The organism is Intrasporangium sp. (genome assembly GCF_035280925.1).
GTDB lineage: Bacteria > Actinomycetota > Actinomycetes > Actinomycetales > Dermatophilaceae > Intrasporangium.
In genome coordinates this window covers 1-15,278 of record NZ_DATEEY010000121.1, presented here as the reverse complement: position 1 = coordinate 15,278, position 15,278 = coordinate 1, and the positions used below count along the sequence as shown (strand labels likewise).

Annotated in this window: 17 protein-coding genes; 10 read left to right on the top strand and 7 right to left on the bottom strand. The window is 70.0% G+C overall.

The window, feature by feature from the left end; all coding sequences use genetic code 11:
- The coding region (locus VJN29_RS11750) for an ATP-binding protein (RefSeq protein ID WP_324143818.1) at positions 1–1,503 on the bottom strand (1,503 nt) is incomplete at its 3' end.
- Between the two features lie 30 nt (positions 1,504–1,533).
- Positions 1,534–3,225 carry an ABC-F family ATP-binding cassette domain-containing protein gene (locus VJN29_RS11745; RefSeq protein WP_324143817.1) on the bottom strand — a complete coding sequence of 564 codons (1,692 nt, stop codon included), beginning with the start codon at positions 3,223–3,225 and terminating at the stop codon, positions 1,534–1,536.
- 155 nt (positions 3,226–3,380) lie between these two features.
- Here VJN29_RS11745 and VJN29_RS11740 point away from each other — a divergent pair, with 155 nt between their 5' ends.
- The 3 genes from VJN29_RS11740 (at position 3,381) to VJN29_RS11730 (ending at position 6,433) form a co-directional block, all read left to right on the top strand.
- Entirely contained in the window at positions 3,381–4,502 is a 1,122-nt protein-coding gene (locus VJN29_RS11740; RefSeq protein ID WP_324143816.1) for an endonuclease/exonuclease/phosphatase family protein, read from the top strand.
- Positions 4,503–4,649: 147 nt separating this feature from the next.
- The gene (locus VJN29_RS11735; protein ID WP_324143815.1) at positions 4,650–5,549 is read left to right on the top strand and encodes an ABC transporter ATP-binding protein; all 900 of its coding nucleotides are present in this window, start codon (positions 4,650–4,652) and stop codon (positions 5,547–5,549) included.
- Positions 5,546–6,433, top strand: coding sequence for an ABC transporter permease (locus VJN29_RS11730; protein ID WP_324143814.1), 888 nt, complete (start codon positions 5,546–5,548; stop codon positions 6,431–6,433). Before VJN29_RS11735 ends, VJN29_RS11730 begins: the two co-directional genes overlap by 4 nt.
- Before the next feature lie 71 nt (positions 6,434–6,504).
- On the opposite strand, the gene VJN29_RS11725 is transcribed toward VJN29_RS11730, so the two are convergent.
- Genes VJN29_RS11725 through VJN29_RS11710 form a run of 4 tightly spaced genes read right to left on the bottom strand, consistent with a single transcriptional unit; the run spans position 6,505 to position 8,999 of the window.
- Positions 6,505–7,257, bottom strand: a complete 753-nt coding sequence (locus VJN29_RS11725; protein WP_324143813.1) for an ABC transporter ATP-binding protein — start codon at positions 7,255–7,257, stop codon at positions 6,505–6,507.
- Entirely contained in the window at positions 7,254–8,018 is a 765-nt protein-coding gene (gene cbiQ / locus VJN29_RS11720) for a cobalt ECF transporter T component CbiQ (protein ID WP_324143812.1), read from the bottom strand. The genes VJN29_RS11725 and cbiQ overlap by 4 nt, the downstream gene beginning before the upstream one ends.
- 4 nt (positions 8,019–8,022) lie before the next feature.
- A complete protein-coding gene (locus VJN29_RS11715; RefSeq protein ID WP_324143811.1) occupies positions 8,023–8,313 on the bottom strand; it encodes a PDGLE domain-containing protein in 291 nt (96 codons plus the stop codon).
- Positions 8,310–8,999, bottom strand: coding sequence for an energy-coupling factor ABC transporter permease (locus VJN29_RS11710; RefSeq protein WP_324143810.1), 690 nt, complete (start codon positions 8,997–8,999; stop codon positions 8,310–8,312). The genes VJN29_RS11715 and VJN29_RS11710 overlap by 4 nt, the downstream gene beginning before the upstream one ends.
- A gap of 113 nt (positions 9,000–9,112) precedes the next feature.
- Between VJN29_RS11710 and VJN29_RS11705 the strand changes: the two genes are divergently transcribed.
- The 5 genes from VJN29_RS11705 to frdD are packed head-to-tail and all read left to right on the top strand — an operon-like array spanning position 9,113 to position 12,623.
- Positions 9,113–9,337 (top strand): hypothetical protein, encoded by a 225-nt coding sequence (locus tag VJN29_RS11705; protein WP_324143809.1) that lies wholly within the window; start codon positions 9,113–9,115, stop codon positions 9,335–9,337.
- A 16-nt stretch (positions 9,338–9,353) separates the two neighbouring features.
- Positions 9,354–11,102 (top strand): fumarate reductase (quinol) flavoprotein subunit, encoded by a 1,749-nt coding sequence (gene frdA, locus VJN29_RS11700; protein ID WP_324143808.1) that lies wholly within the window; start codon positions 9,354–9,356, stop codon positions 11,100–11,102.
- Between the two features lie 3 nt (positions 11,103–11,105).
- Positions 11,106–11,849, top strand: a complete 744-nt coding sequence (locus VJN29_RS11695; RefSeq protein WP_324143807.1) for a succinate dehydrogenase/fumarate reductase iron-sulfur subunit — start codon at positions 11,106–11,108, stop codon at positions 11,847–11,849.
- Entirely contained in the window at positions 11,846–12,253 is a 408-nt protein-coding gene (locus VJN29_RS11690) for a hypothetical protein (RefSeq protein ID WP_324143806.1), read from the top strand. The genes VJN29_RS11695 and VJN29_RS11690 overlap by 4 nt, the downstream gene beginning before the upstream one ends.
- Position 12,254: 1 nt before the next feature.
- A complete protein-coding gene (gene frdD, locus VJN29_RS11685; RefSeq protein WP_324143805.1) occupies positions 12,255–12,623 on the top strand; it encodes a fumarate reductase subunit FrdD in 369 nt (122 codons plus the stop codon).
- Positions 12,624–13,229: 606 nt separating this feature from the next.
- Here frdD and VJN29_RS11680 read toward each other — a convergent pair.
- On the bottom strand, positions 13,230–13,916 hold the full coding sequence (locus VJN29_RS11680) for a TetR/AcrR family transcriptional regulator (RefSeq protein WP_324143804.1): 687 nt from the start codon (positions 13,914–13,916) through the stop codon (positions 13,230–13,232).
- 116 nt (positions 13,917–14,032) lie between these two features.
- Here VJN29_RS11680 and VJN29_RS11675 point away from each other — a divergent pair, with 116 nt between their 5' ends.
- The gene (locus VJN29_RS11675; protein ID WP_324143803.1) at positions 14,033–15,085 is read left to right on the top strand and encodes an NAD(P)-dependent alcohol dehydrogenase; all 1,053 of its coding nucleotides are present in this window, start codon (positions 14,033–14,035) and stop codon (positions 15,083–15,085) included.
- A partial coding sequence (locus tag VJN29_RS11670; RefSeq protein ID WP_324143802.1) for an ATP-binding cassette domain-containing protein occupies positions 15,082–15,278 on the top strand: 197 nt, incomplete at its 3' end. The genes VJN29_RS11675 and VJN29_RS11670, both read left to right, overlap by 4 nt.

The window sequence follows — 15,278 nt, the reverse complement described above, 5'->3', positions numbered from 1 at the left end:
GGCGGCACCCCACGCTTCCAGCCTGGCTCGCTCGAGGTCGGCACCAATCAGCAAGATGGCAATGCGCATCCGGGCAGCGACCTCGATGTCTGGCCCCAGCCCAGGCTGGCCGACTGCCTCACGCAGCAGCACCAGAGCCTGAGTGAACTCTTGGCCAAGCGCGTCGGCATGCGCCACGAGGCACTGGGCCCGGAGCGAGCCGGCGGGCAGTACTGCGAGCACGGGACTCACCACTGACTCGGCGTCGGCCGGCTCACCACCCTGCATGAACCAACCGGATGAGAGCACCGCGCGCCGCACGCGATCGTCGAGTGCGTCACGGGGAGTCAGCCTCAGCGCGTCGCGCGCGAGACCTGCTGCGGTCACGATCGCGGTCCGCTCGGCGGCCAGCATCGCGGCTGCCTCGAGTTCCTCGGCCAGACCGGAATCGACGTCCGTCGTCCCCAGGGCCACGTGTTGAGCCCGCTCGACCGGGTCGTCGGACAGCGAGGCGAGGACGAGGTGCATCTCCCGGACCGCGACCGGCCCGACCGCGTCCCGGCACGCGGCCGCCAGCAAGGGGTGGTCGAACTCGACGGCCTCACCGTCCCCGGTGCCAACCCGGTGAAGCACGTCCGCAGCCTCCGCGTCCACCAGGCCCTTGCGCCCGCCGACTCGGGTGATCACGGCCCGCGTCGGCCGGGACAGCAGCGCCGCGGCGAGCACCGTCCGTCGTCCGGCAGGCGAGAGCATCGAGAGGCGCTCGGCGAGCAGTTCTCGGTAGCGCTCGGGCACGGAGAACTGCCCGTCGTCCCGGGACTGGGCGGCCTCGTGACCGCGAGCCAGCTCGAGCGCGAGGAAGGGGTTGCCCTCCGACAGCCGGTGCAGCTGCGCCGCGCGTTGGGGCGAGGGGACCCGCCCAGTCCGCAGTGCGACGAGGTCCGCGACCTCGTGCTCGGTGAGTGCCCCGACCTCGATCAGCAGGGCCGGCTCAGGGAGCAGGGCCAGGGTCTCCGGACCGGGGTTCCGGGAGGCCGCCAGGACTCCGACTCGTGACGGGTCCAGACGACGCACCGCGAACTCCAGCACCTGCCTCGTGGGCGCATCAATCCACTGGAGGTCGTCGAGCACGAGCAGCAGCCGGCTCCCTTCGGCCATGGCCTGCAGCACCTCGAGGACGGCGACGTCGACGGCCAGGGTATCGAGGCCTCCCTCCGGAGGGTCGGCGCGCAACAGGACGACGTCGAGCGCCCGGCGCAGCGGGTCGGCCAGACTGGGCGTCTTGTCGTGGACGGCGCCGCCGATGAGGTCGTGCAGCCCGACGTACGGCAGGTCGCGTTCCGACGCCGCTGCCCGGGTGCGGACCACCTGCCAGCCGAGGTCCGTCGCGGCGCCGGCCGTGGCGGCGAGCACGGTCGACTTGCCGATCCCGGCCGGCCCGACGAAGGCGACCCCGCCGGCCACGTCGCCAGCGAGCCGCTCGCGTGCCCGGGCCAGCTCACGAGTGCGTCCGATTGTCGTCACGCCTCACCCGCTTCGGGGCGCCCCTCACCCCTACGTCGATGGTAGGTGGGCCGAGACTGTCACGTGCCCGTTATCCACGTGCCAGCGATGAGTGAGCCGTATGCCGCTGAGCAGGCTCTCGTCGTGACTGACCACGAGAACCGTCCCCGAGAAGGCCGCCACGGCGGCCTCGAGCTGCTCGATGGCCTCCACGTCAAGGTGGTTCGTGGGCTCGTCGAGGACGAGGGTGTTGACCCGGCGCCCTTGGAAGATGGCCATGATGGCTCTGGTCCGCTCGCCCATCGAGAGCGAGCGGGCAGGTCGGGCCACGTGCTCTGCGCCGAGGCCGAACTTGGCCAGCAGCGTGCGCACGTCCGCCGTCGACCACAGGGCTCCCGTCCTCGGGTGGTTGCCGAGCGCGCGACGAACGACGTCGAGCACGCCCGCGTCGGCGTCGAACAGGCGTCGGCCCTGGTCGAGTACGCCGACCTCGACGCGGCTGCCGAGCGAGTGCCGCCCGGACGTCAGGGGTAGGCGCCCCAGCAGGGCGGCGAGCAGGGTCGTCTTGCCTGACCCGTTGTCGCCCGTGAGTGCGATCCGATCTCCTCGTCCGACGACCAGGGTCACCGGCCCCAGGGTGAACCCGGGGCGACGGAGCACGGCGTCGGTCAGGGTTGCGACGACGTCGGCCGAGGGCGGGCCCTCCGTGATCCGGTAGCGCAGCCGCCACTCCTTCCGGGGCTGCTCCACGACCTCGAGGCGCTCGGCAGCCCGCTGGATTCGCGCCCCTTTCGCCGCCTGACGGTCCGCCCTCGCCTTGTGCTTCTCCCGGATGTGCTTGTCAGTCTCCCCGCCAAGGGACACGCTGCGACGCCCCTTGTCAGCCCACTCATGTCGCTGGCGTGCCTGTGCCACAAGGGAGTCGCGGGCACCGGCATAGGTCTCATAGGCTTCCCACGCCTGACCTCGGCGGCGGGCCCGCTCGGCGACGAAGTCGGTGTAGGAGCCGGTGTAGTACCCGATCCGCTGCTGGTGCAGGTCGAGCTCGACGACATCGGTCGTGACCCGGTCGAGGAATGCCCGGTCGTGGCTCGCGATGAGGACCGGACCCCTGTGCGAGCGGACGAAGTCAGCCATGAGCTCCAGGCCGCGCGCGTCGAGATTGTTCGTCGGCTCGTCGAGCAGGAGCACGTCATAGTGGCTGAGGAGCACGGCGACGAGGGAGGCCCGGGCAGCCTGACCGCCCGACAGCGAGCCGAGTGGCCGAGTCGGGTCCACGTCCAGGCCCACCTTCGCGGCGACCTCGGGGAGCCGGTCGTCGAGCTCTGCCGCTCCGAGAGCCAGCCACCGCTCGAGGGCACGGGCGTAGCGATCCGCGCTCAGCGGCATACGGCCTGGTTGGTTGTCTGGCTCGGCGGCCATCGCGGCAGCGGAGGCATCGAGCTCGCTCTCGGCGGCGGTGACCCCCGTGCGCCTGCGGGCGTAGGACAGCAGTGACTCCTGCGGATCGGGGAGGAGCTGCGGCAGCCAGGCAATCGTCGCGTGCCGAGGGACGAGCTGGATGGAGCCGTGTTCGACGGGCAGCTCGCCGATGATCGTCCGCATCAGGGTCGACTTGCCCGAGCCGTTCGGGCCGAGGACCGCGGTCACGTCGCCGTCGGCGAGCGTGAGGTCGAGACCGCTGAAGAGCGTGCGTGCGCCGAACGCGACGTCAAGGTCGGTGATGGTCAGGGTGGATGGCATACGGGTCCTGAGGTAGCGAGGGTCAAGGGCTCGGGGCGTCAGGCAATCCACACGACAAGAAACGGTACGGATCGCGGCCCGTCCTGTCGACCGACTTTCCACCAACCCAATCGAGTGAACACCTTTCGGGATCCGAAAGGTGTTCACTCGATTGGGTGAGGACCGATGGGGACGTCCGCTTCGCCACCTTCAACGCGTCGCTCACTCGCGACGCTGCGGGGCAGCTCGTCGCCGACCTCTCGAACCCGATCAATGCGCAGGCACGGGCCGTCGCGGAGATCATCCAGCGGACGAGACCGGACGTCCTGCTCGTCAACGAGTTCGACTACGTCGAGGACGGCGTTGCCGCCGAGCTGTTCCGGGACAACTACCTCGAGGTCTCGCAGAACGGCGCCGAGCCGGTGGCGTACCCGTACTCCTTCGTCGCGCCCTCGAACACCGGCATCCCGACAGGGTTCGACCTCAACCGCGACGGCGTCATCGGGGGCGGCGACGATGCGTTCGGATTCGGGCTCTTCGCCGGCCAGTTCGGCATGGTCGTCTACTCCAGGTACCCCATCGACCACGACGCCGTCCGCACCTTCCAGCACTTCCTCTGGAAGGACATGCCGGGCAACCTCATGCCGACCGGCTCCTACTCGCCCGAGGAGCAGGACATCCTGCGCCTGTCGAGCAAGTCGCACTGGGACCTGCCGATCTTCTTGGGCCACCGGGCAGTTCACTTCCTCGTCAGCCACCCGACGCCGCCGACCTTCGACGGCGCGGAGGGACGCAACCGCCGGCGCAACCACGACGAGATCCGCTTCTGGGCCGACTACATCAGCGGGCCGCGTGCGTCCTCCTACATCCATGACGACGCGGGTGACACCGGTGGGCTGGGGCCAGGTGAGCTGTTCGTCATTGCCGGCGACCAGAACTGCGACCCCAACGACGGGGACTCCCTCGCGGGCTCGATCGAGGCGCTGCTGGACCACCCCGGGGTCAACTCGTCGGTGACGCCGTCCAGCGAGGGAGGCGCCGAGGCGAGCATCCTCCAGGGCGGCGCCAACCTTGTGCACGTGGGGAATCCCGCCCACGACACCGCCGACTTCAACGACTACCCGGCCCCCGGCAACCTGCGCGTCGACTACGTGCTGCCGAGCAAGGCCCTCCGGATCCTCGATGCCGGCGTCTTCTGGCCGGTCCGGGCCGATCCGCTGTCCCGCCTCACCGGGGTCTTCCCCTTCCCGTCGAGCGACCACCGTCTCGTCTGGGTCGACGTGCGCCTGCCTCACTGAGTCAAGACCCCATGCCGTATGCCGCTGGGCTCGCTCCCGCTGTCGGCGCCGCGGGAGCGGGGTCAGGGTCGAGTCATACCGAAGTAGGGGTCGAATCAGGCTGATGACTGATCTTTTGGGCGGGGCCCACCTGAAAAGGTGGACGACATGATCACAGTCGACAGACTCACCAAGCGCTACGGTCCCTTCACGGCCGTCGACGACGTCTCCTTCGAGGTCAAGCCCGGTCAGGTGACCGGCTTCCTCGGCCCGAACGGCGCCGGCAAGTCCACCGCAATGCGCATCATGGCCGGACTCACGCCGGCGACCTCCGGCACCGCGACGGTGCTCGGCCGGGCCTACGGCCACCTGCCCAACCCAGGGCGCCACGTCGGCGTCCTCCTCGACGCCTCCGCCCAACACGCTGGCCGCACCGGCCGCGAGGTCCTCATGCTCGGCGCCATCATGATGGGCGTCGACCGCAAACGGGTCGACGACATGCTCGACCTCGTCGGGCTCACCGACAAGGAGTCCGCACGGCGAGTTCGCAACTACTCGCTCGGCATGCGCCAGCGACTGGGCATCGCCCACGCCCTGCTCGGCGACCCCGAGGTGCTCATCCTCGACGAGCCGGCCAACGGCCTCGACCCGGCCGGCATCCGCTGGATGCGCGACCTCCTTCGCGGCTACGCGAACCAGGGCGGCACGGTCCTGCTCAGCTCGCACCTGCTCAACGAGATCGAGCGGGTCGCCGACGAGATCATCGTCATCGGGCACGGCCGGATCGTCGCCCAGGGCACCAAGGAGGAGCTGCTGTCAGGGGCGGGCACCTTCGTCCGGTCCACCGACGACCAGGCCCTCGCTCTCGCACTGGCCGCCGAGGACGTCGCCGTCACTCGGGCGACGACCGGTGGCCTGCAGGTCGATGCGGAGCCGATGACCGTCGGCCAGGTCGCCGCGGCCTCAGGCATCGTGCTCGTCGAGCTGCGCGCCGGCGGCAGCCGCGGTCTCGAGGAGATGTTCCTCGAGCTGACCGCCGAGACGGCCCGCGAGGAGGTGGCGGCATGAGCACCACGAGCACGACCGCTGCCACGACCGCTGCCACGACCGCGGACCTGGCCTCGAAGGCCCCTGCCGTCGTCTCGCCGACGGCCGAGTCGACGCTGCCGTCGGTGGCGCGGATGCCCGATCCCATCGCGGGCGAACGCCCGACGGCGGGTGTGCCGTTCCGCCGCCTCATGGGCGTCGAGCTGCGCAAGATGTTCAACACCCGTGCCGGCCGGTGGTTGCTCATCGCCATCGGAGCGATCATCGCGACCACGCTCGTCATCATGTTCTTCAACGAGTCCGGTCACCACCGCTTTGAGGACTACCTGACGGCCACGGTGACGCCGTCGGCGATTCTGCTGCCGGTGGCCGGAATCCTCGCCGTGACGTCGGAGTGGTCCCAACGCACCGGGCTGGTGACGTTCGCCCTGGAGCCGCGACGGAGTCGGGTGAGCTGGGCCAAGTTCCTCGCCGCCATGCTCGTCGGCGTGGCCGCCTTCGTCCTGTCGCTGGCGCTGGCCGCCGTCGCCCACCAGGCGGCGATCACGATCCAGGGCTACGGCGGGGACTGGGCACTCGACAACAACACGATGCTCGGTGCGGTGCTGTTCGTCCTCCTCGGCGTGGCCCAGGGTGTCGGCTTCGGCATGCTGCTCCGCAACACGCCGGCCGCGATCGTGCTCTACTTCGTGCTGCCGACAGCGTGGGCGATCCTCGGCGAGATGGTCAGCTGGCTCGACACCGCCTCGTCGTGGCTGGACCTGAACCGCACGATGAACGCGCTCTTCATGGTCGAGTCCATGACCGGCGAGCAGTGGGCCCAGCTCGGCACGTCCGTGGGCCTCTGGGTCGCGCTGCCGGTGGCGGTCGGCATGTGGCTCCTCCGCCGGGCCGAGGTGAAGTAGCCCGCCACCCCTCTGCGCAACACACCGAGTAGATCCAGACACACCGGGCCAGGGGGCCGGTGTGTCTCGATCTACTCGGTGTGTTGCTGTTGGGGGACGGTGAAGCCGTAGGGGAGCTCGAGGCGGTGGCGCGCCATCAGGTCCGGGTCCGCGAGCAGGTCCCGCGTCGGACCGTCTGCCGCGATGATGCCGTCCGACAGGATGACGGCCCGCTCACAGAGCTCGAGGGCGTAGGGCAGGTCGTGGGTCACCATGAGCACCGTGACGCTGAGCGAGCGGATGATGTCGGCCAGCTCCCGACGCGAGGCTGGGTCGAGGTTCGAGGACGGCTCGTCGAGGACGAGGATCTCCGGGTTCATGGCGAGGACCGTCGCGACGGCGACCCGCCGCCGCTGGCCGAACGACAGGTGGTGCGGCGGCCGGTCCGCGAACGCGGCCATGCCCACCTGTTCCAGGGCATGGAGCACCCGGGCGTCGAGCTCGTCGCCGCGCAGACCGAGGTTGCCCGGCCCGAACGCCACGTCGTCGCGGACCGTCGTCATGAACAGCTGGTCGTCGGGATCCTGGAAGACGATGCCGACCCGGCGTCGGATCTCGGCGAGGTTGGCCTTGGTGACGGGCAGGCCGGACACCGTCACGGCACCGGCCCCGGCGGCGAGGATGCCGTTGAGGTGGAGCACCAGCGTGGTCTTCCCAGCGCCGTTGGGACCGAGCATGGCGACCCGCTCGCCGCGGTGCACGTGGAGGTCCACGCCGAACAGCGCCTGGTGCCCGTCGGGATAGGCGAACGCCAGGCCGCGCACGTCGAGAACTGGGGTGCTCACGGCGCCACCAGCGCGGCCAGGCTGACGAGGGCACACGCGAGAGGGAGTATGCCGCTGAGTGCCCACTGTGCCCCCGTGGCGGTCAGGGGTCGGAGCGTTGGCAGGCGACCTGTGTAGCCCCGCGACAGCATGGCCAGGTGGACCCGCTCTCCACGCTCGTAGGAGCGGATGAACAGGGTGCCCAAGGTTGCTCCCAGGGCCGGCCACTGGCGCACCGACGCCGCACGGAAGCCCCTCGACTCCCGCGCGACCCGCATCCGTCCGAGATCCGCGGCCACGACCTCGGTGTAGCGGAGCATGAAGCTCATGATCTCGACGAGAGGCTGGGGCATCCGCAGCTTCTCGAAGCCGGCGATGATGTCACGGGCCTCGGTCGTCGCAGCGAGCAGGAGGGACGCGAGGACGCCCAGCGTGCCCTTCGCCAGGAGCGCTGCGGCCGCCTCGAGGCCGGACTCGGAGACCTCGATGGGTCCGATCGCGACGCGCTCACCGGTCGCGACGAAGGGCAGGATCAGTGCGAAGACGACGAACGGCACCTCGATGACCATGCGTCTCGCCAGGTGCCCGAAGGGAACTCGCGACACGAGGACGGCACACGCGAGCGCGAGGAGGTGAGCGGCATACGGCCAATGGGTGCCGCTCGGGGTGGCCACGACGGCCAGGACGTACCCCACGAGCGCGACGATCTTGACGTGCGCTGGAAGCCGGTGCAGGGGCGAGTGGCCGTGGTAGTGGAGGGCATGGCCGTGCGGAGCGCCCATGGGTTCAGGTTCGGCGGCGAAGCACGACGAGGAGGCCGCCCATGACGAGGCCCGTCGCCACGACGCCGAGCACGCCGGCGAGCCCGGTTGACAGTCGCCCCTCCTCGACGCCCTTCGTCTCGTAGTCGGCGAGGGGGCCCACCGTGGTGGCATGCTCCTGCGCTGTCTGGGCGAATCCGGTTGACTGCGCGACGTGCTCGAGCCCGTCCGGGCTGCTGGACGCGTACCAGGAGAGGACTCCGGCGACCAGCAGGCTGACGACGAGTGCGACGGCGGCGAAGCGACGCGTGGTCATGCCCGCACCTGCTCCCGGATCGTCAGGGGACGCTCGGCGAGGAGGTCGCGGGCCCCGGCCACGAGGTCCGGGCGAACCGCCACGACCGAGCCCACGACGAGCGCCGTGATGAGGGCCTCGCCGATCCCGATGAGGGCGTGCCACGACAGCATCGCGGTGAGGACGGAGCCGATCGGGATGTCGGCCTGGCCGCCGATCGTGAAGAGGCCGACGAACGCGGCGGCGGCCGCGGGCACGCTGACGAAGGCGCCGAACGCGGCGGCGAAGGGAACCGAGGAGGCGTTGCGTGGCAGGACCGCCCGCGCGGCGCGGAAGGCGAACCAGCCGACCCAGACCCCGACGAGCCCCATGAGGACGACGTTGGAGCCCAGCGCCGTGATGCCGCCGTCGGCGAAGAGGAAGGCCTGCACGATGAGCACCACCGCCAGCGCGAGCGTCGCGAGCCACGGGCCGGCCAGGACCGCGGCGAGCGCGCCGCCGAGGAGGTGGCCGGAGGTCCCGGCACCGACGGGGAAGTTGATCATCTGCCCGGCGAAGACGAAGACGGCGACCAGGCCGGCGATGGGCGTCGTGCGCTCGTCGAGGTCTCGGCGTGCGCCACGCAGGGCGGCGGCGACCCCGGCCGTCGCGACGACGGCGGTCCCGATCGAGGTCGGGACGTCGAGGAAGCCGTCAGGAACGTGCATGGGCCCAGTCTAGGCTCAGGTGCGACTGGGTCGCATCTGCGTCCCAAGGCGCGATCCTTCCCATCCTGCGAACTCCGGAGCATGCTGGTGGGGTCGGGCGAAGGGCGGTCGCTGTGGCGACGAGAACGAGTTTCACCGGTGAGACAGCCCCCTGCGGCTCAAGGGTCGACGGAACGCGCTACCGCGACAGCGATGACGAGGGGATGCGGGTCGAGCACGTCCACTACGGCTGCGGCTGCCAGGACTTCCGCGACGACTTCCACGACGGCAGCACCCATCGTCGCGTGACCCACCACCGCGGCAAGGTCCTGGTCGACGAAGAGCTACGCGGCGAGTGAGGCGGTGGCCCGTGTCATGAGCGCCGATCACGACGTCCTCGTCATCGGGGGCGGTGGCGCGGGCCTCCGGGCAGCCATCGCGATCGCGGAGACGGACCCTGCGCTCCGCGTCGCGGTCGTCTCGAAGGTCTACCCGATGCGCAGCCACACGGTGTCAGCCGAGGGTGGCGCCGCAGGGGCGGTCGCGGACGACGACAGCCTGGACGAGCACGCCTACGACACGATCTCCGGGAGCGACTGGCTGTGCGACCAGGACGCGGTGGAGGCCTTCGTGGCGGAGGCACCCCGCGAGCTGCTGCAGCTGGAGCACTGGGGCTGCCCATGGAGCCGGCGGCCCGACGGCCACATCGCGGTGCGCGCGTTCGGTGGCATGAAGAAGAAGCGGACCTGGTTCGCCGCCGACAAGACCGGCTTCCACATGCTGCACACTCTGTTCCAGACGTCGCTGAAGTACTCGGAGGTCGCCCGGTACGACGAGTGGTTCGTCACCCAGCTGCTCGTCGACGAAGGCCGCGTGCAGGGTGTCGTGGCGCTGGAGCTGACGACGGGGCGGATCGCCCCGATCACGGCCAAGGCGGTCATTCTCGCGGGCGGAGGCTGTGGACGCGTGTTCCCGTTCACCACCAACGCGAACATCAACACCGGTGACGGCATGGCCCTGGCGTGGCGTGCCGGGGTGCCGCTCAAGGACATGGAGTTCGTGCAGTACCACCCGACCGGCCTGCCCTTCACGGGGATCCTCATCACCGAGGCCGCCCGAGCGGAGGGTGGCTGGCTGGTGAACAAGGACGGCTACCGGTACCTCCAGGACTACGACCTCGGCACCCCCACCCCGGAGCCGATGATGCGCAGCATGGAGCTCGGCCCGCGGGACCGCCTCTCACAGGCGTTCGTCCACGAGGAGGAGAAGGGCCGGACGATCGACTCGCCCTACGGGTCCGTCGTGCACCTCGACCTTCGGCATCTCGGCGAGAAGCTGATCGACACCAAGCTGCCCTTCGTGCGCGAGCTGTGCCTCGAGTACGAGAACATCGACCCGGTGCGCGAGCTCGTGCCGGTGCGACCGGTGGTGCACTACATGATGGGCGGGATCCACACCGACATCGACGGCGCGACGCCGCTCGCAGGTCTCTACGCCGCGGGCGAGGTGGCCTGCGTCAGCATCAACGGCGCGAACCGCCTGGGCTCCAACTCCCTGCCCGAGTGCCTGGTCTTCGGTGCGCGCGCCGGCCGCGCGGCCGCCCGGTATGCCGCGGCGGCACCCGATCCCGGGACCTCCGTGGCCGCGCAGGCGCGGGACGAGGAACGTCGACTCACGAGTGGGCTGAGGGACCGCAGCGACGGTCGAGAGTCGATCGCCGAGCTGCGGACCGCAATGCAGCAGACGATGGAGGACAGCGCCGGGATCTTCCGGACCGAGGGGTCCCTCGTCAAGGGCGCAGCCACGTTGCGCGAGCTGCAGGAGCGGTCCGAGTCGATGGCGATCGACGACCACAGCCGAGCCTTCAACACGCAGGTCGTCGCCGCCCTCGAGCTGTCCAACATGCTCGACGTGGCCGAGGCGATCATCGCGGCGGCGCTGCGGCGCGAGGAGTCCCGCGGTGCCCACCAGCGTCTGGACTTCCCGGCCCGCGACGACGACCGCTACCTCGCGCACTCGCTCGTGCATCGCGGCGAGGGCGGCGAGGCGGGCGCACACCGGGTCGAGTACCTGCCCGTGACCCTCACCCGATGGCCACCCGGAGAACGCGTCTATGGGAGATGAGCGATGGCTGACACGATCACGCTCGAGGTGATGCGCTACCGGCCCGACCGCGAGGGCGAGCCGAGCGTCCAGGCGTACGAGGTCCCGTTGCGCCGGGACTGGGCGGTGCTCGACGGCCTCAACCACGTGAAGGACAACCTCGACGGGAGCCTGTCCTACCGGTGGTCGTGCCGCATGGGCATCTGCGGGAGCTGCGGGATGACCGTCAACGGCGACCCGCGACTGACCTGCGCGACGTTCCTCGTGGACTACGCCCCCGGCCCGGTCCGCGTCGAACCCCTCGCCAACTTCCCCGTCATCCGCGACCTGGTCGTCGACATCGGCGACTTCATGCGGAAGCTGCCCCAGGTCAGCCCGTGGATCGTGCGCGGCGAGGACAGGCCGGTCGACGACGGCGAGTACCTCCAGACTCCCGAACAGCTCGAGGACTACTCGCAGTACAGCATGTGCATCAACTGCATGCTGTGCTACTCCGCCTGCCCCGTGTACGGGCTGGATCCCGAGTTCATCGGTCCGGCGGCGATCGCCCTCGCGCAGCGCTACAACCTCGACTCGCGCGACGAGGGGGCCGACGTGCGGCTCGACCTGCTCATCCACCCCGAGGGCATCTGGGGCTGCACGTTCGTTGGTGAGTGCACGCGTGCCTGCCCGAAGGGCGTGGACCCCGCCGGAGCGATCCAGCGGTACAAGCTCACCGCCGCCATGCAGTCCGTGCGGTCGTTCGTCCTCCCACGGGGCCCGCGATGACGCAGCCGACCGAGGACGCCCAGCGGGCCTACCGGCCCGAGATGAGCCGGCTGTGGTGGCTGGGACGTCGCAGCTACGTCTTCTTCGTCCTGCGGGAGCTCAGCAGCATCTTCGTCGCGTGGTCCGTGGTCTTCCTGCTTCTCCTCATCCGGGCCGTGGCCCGGGGCGAGTCCCAGTACCGCGACTTCCTCGACTGGGCCGCGAGCCCGTGGGTCGTGGCCCTCAACGTCGTCACGCTGGCCTTCTTGGTGCTCCACTCGGTCACCTGGTTCAACCTCACCCCCGCTGCCGCTGTGGTGAAGCTGCGCGGGCAGCGAGTCCCGCCGGCGGCCATCGCCGGGGGCGCGTACGCCGGCTGGCTCGTGGTGACCGCCCTGGTCGTTGCGCTGGTGGTGACCCGCTGAGGTGGCCAGGCGCACGATCGAGCCGGTCCTGTGGCTGCTGTTCAGTGCGGGCGGAGTGGTGTCGGCCCTGTTCCTCCCGGCCCTGGTCTTCCTCTTCGCGCTCGCGATTCCGCTGGGCTGGATCGATGAGCCCGGTCGTGACGAGCTGCTCGGCCTCATCGGCCACCCGCTGACCGCCCTCGTCCTGCTCGGCGTCTTCGTCCTCTCGCTCCTGCACTGGGCCCAGCGGTTCCGGTACGCGCTCTTCGACGGGCTCAAGCTCAAGGCTCACCAACGCCTCATCAACACCGTCGTCTACGCCCTCGCCCTGCTCGGGTCGTTGGCGGCGGTGGTGGTGCTGTGGCAGGCGGTCTCCGCGCGCAACGCCTGAATTCGTGCCGTATGCCGCTGGGCTCGCTCCCCCTGGACCCGCCCTCGGGCGTCGCCCACCCGTCGAGTGTGCAGTTCGCGCCCGGCTGGGACCTCGTCGAGTGTGCACTTCGCGCCCGCGCCGCGCCTCCTGCGTCGAGTGTGCAGTTCGCGCCGGCGCCGCGCCTCCTGCGTCGAGTGTGCAGTTTGCGCGGCTCCGGTTGGGAGCAATGACGGGACCAACCTGGCTGCGCCGGCCGCTCACGCATGAGCGCAGAATCTCGTCACGTCATTCGTCCCCATCTTCACGCCGCTGAGGACATCCAGCGCGAATTGCACACTCGACGAAAAGGGGCGCCCCGCGACTCAAACTTGCGTCGAGTGTGCAGTTTGCGCGGCTCCGGTTGGGAGCAATGACGGGACCAAACCTGGTTGCGCCGGGCGCTCACGCACGAGCTCAGAATCTCGTCACGTCGTTCGTCCCGTCTCACTGGGGCAGGGGGCGCGTCAACTGAACACTCGACGCCAGGGGGTGGGTCGTGTGCCGCGCGGCTCGCTCCCCCTGAACCTTCCTCGGGCGTCACCTCCAAACGACCTGCCGTGTGCCGATGGACGCAGGGCACCGTTGTCAGCTGTCGGGTCGGACCCGCTCCTCGAGAGCGTCGAGCACGAGAACTAGTCCGTAGTCGAACTCACGGCCGAAGTCGTAGCCCGGTTGCAGGATGTGCCCGGTCGTGAACTCGAGCAGGCTCGGATAGTCGGCCGCGAGGTACTGCAGCATCATCGACTCGGCCACCTCGTTGACGGGTTCTGGGCCATTGATCGGCAGGGAGGCCTCGGACATGGCGAAGCCGTAGACGTACGAGTCGATCACGGCATAGGCGTGTGCAGTCAGCTCCAGGGAGAACCCGGCGCCACGGAGGCAGCCGATGACGGCGTCGAGGTGGCGCAGCGTCGCCGGGCCGGGACTCGTCCGGGCCTGGAGCAGGGGGATCGCCCAGGGGTGACGGCGTAGGACCGAACGGGCCGACGCGCAGCGCCGGTGCATCTCCATGCGCCAGTCTCCTTGTGCAGCAGGTAGGTCCATCTCACCGAAGACGAGGTCGACGATGCCGTCGATGATCTCGTCCTTGCCGGCAACATAGTGGTAGACGGACATCGGCTTGACCCCGAGCGTCTGCGCGAGCGAGCGGATCGTCAGCGAGGCCAGGCCACCGTCGTCTGCGACTTGAATGGCTCCTTCGAGGATGCGCTCTCGGCTCAGTGGCGTGCGCCGTTGGCCTCCCCCGGCGGCACTTCCCGTCGCGGTCTTCACATCCGCCTCTTTCCGTTCGTCTGCTCCGAACCCTAGTGCGTTCGTACTTAGTACGCTAGCCTGATCGTACTAAGTACGGCGGGAACGACTCGCCGGGCAACGAAGGGGAAGTCGTCATGGCAGATCGACCGGCCACCGTCCTCGGTGGCACCAGGTCCGGTCAGGGAGACCAGCTCGCTGACTCGATGAGCGCCATCGTTCAGGACGGCTACGGCACGTCCGACATCCTGCGCCCTGCGCAGATCGCCCGACCCGAGGTCGGCCCGCGCGAGCTGCTCGTCAGGGTGCGGGCCGCCGGCCTCGACCGGGGCACGTGGCACCTCATGCAGGGCAAGCCCCGTCTGCTGCGCCTCGTCTTCGGGCTGCGCACGCCGAAGCAGCCGGTCATCGGCCGCGACGTCGCGGGCACCGTTGTCGCGGTCGGTTCCGAGGTGGTGAAGTTCGCCGTCGGCGACGACGTCTTCGGCGTCGCCCCCGGGTCGGTCGCCGAGTACGCCGTGGCGCGCGAGGACAAGCTTGCCCGTCGCCCGGCGAACCTCACGTGGGAGCAGGCCGCGGTCGTTCCCATCTCGGGGGGCACGGCCCTGCAGGCCGTCGTCGACGCGGGCGGAGTCGCCCCCGGCCAGAAGGTGCTCGTCACCGGCGCCTCCGGCGGGGTCGGGTCGTATGCCGTTCAGCTGGCGAAGTCTTTCGGCGCCGAGGTCACCGGGCTGGCCAGCGCGGCCAAGCTCGACCTGGTCCGGGCCCTCGGGGCGGACCACGTCCTCGACTACGCCAAGGACGACTTCGCCGATGGCTCACGACGCTATGACCTCGTCATCGACATCGGCGGCCTGTCCGGCCTGGCCCGGTTGCGACGAGCACTCACGCCGACCGGCACCCTCGTGCTGGTCGGCGGGGAGGGCGGGGGCGACTGGACCGGCGGCACGATCGGACGCCAGTTCCGAGCGCGCCTCGCGTCGATGTTCGGCGGCCAGCGCCTGACCAGTGTCGTCGCGAAGGAGCGGGCCTCGGACTACGAGCGGCTCGCCGTCCTCCTCGAGTCGGGGCAGGTGGTGCCGAGCGTCGATCGGGCGTACCCGATCGCCGAGGCGGCCGATGCGATGCGATACCTCGAGTCCGGCAAGGTCCGCGGCAAGGTCGCCATCACGGTCGGGTCGGTCCGATGATCACCGTCGAGTCGGTCACGAAGACCTATGGGAAGTTCACTGCGGTCGACGACGTCTCGTTCACCGCGACGCCCGGCCGGGTCACCGGCTTCCTCGGCCCCAACGGCGCAGGCAAGTCCACGACGATGCGCATCATCGTCGGCCTGACTCCCGCGACGTCCGGCACCGCCCACGTCTGCGGTCGCCACTTCTC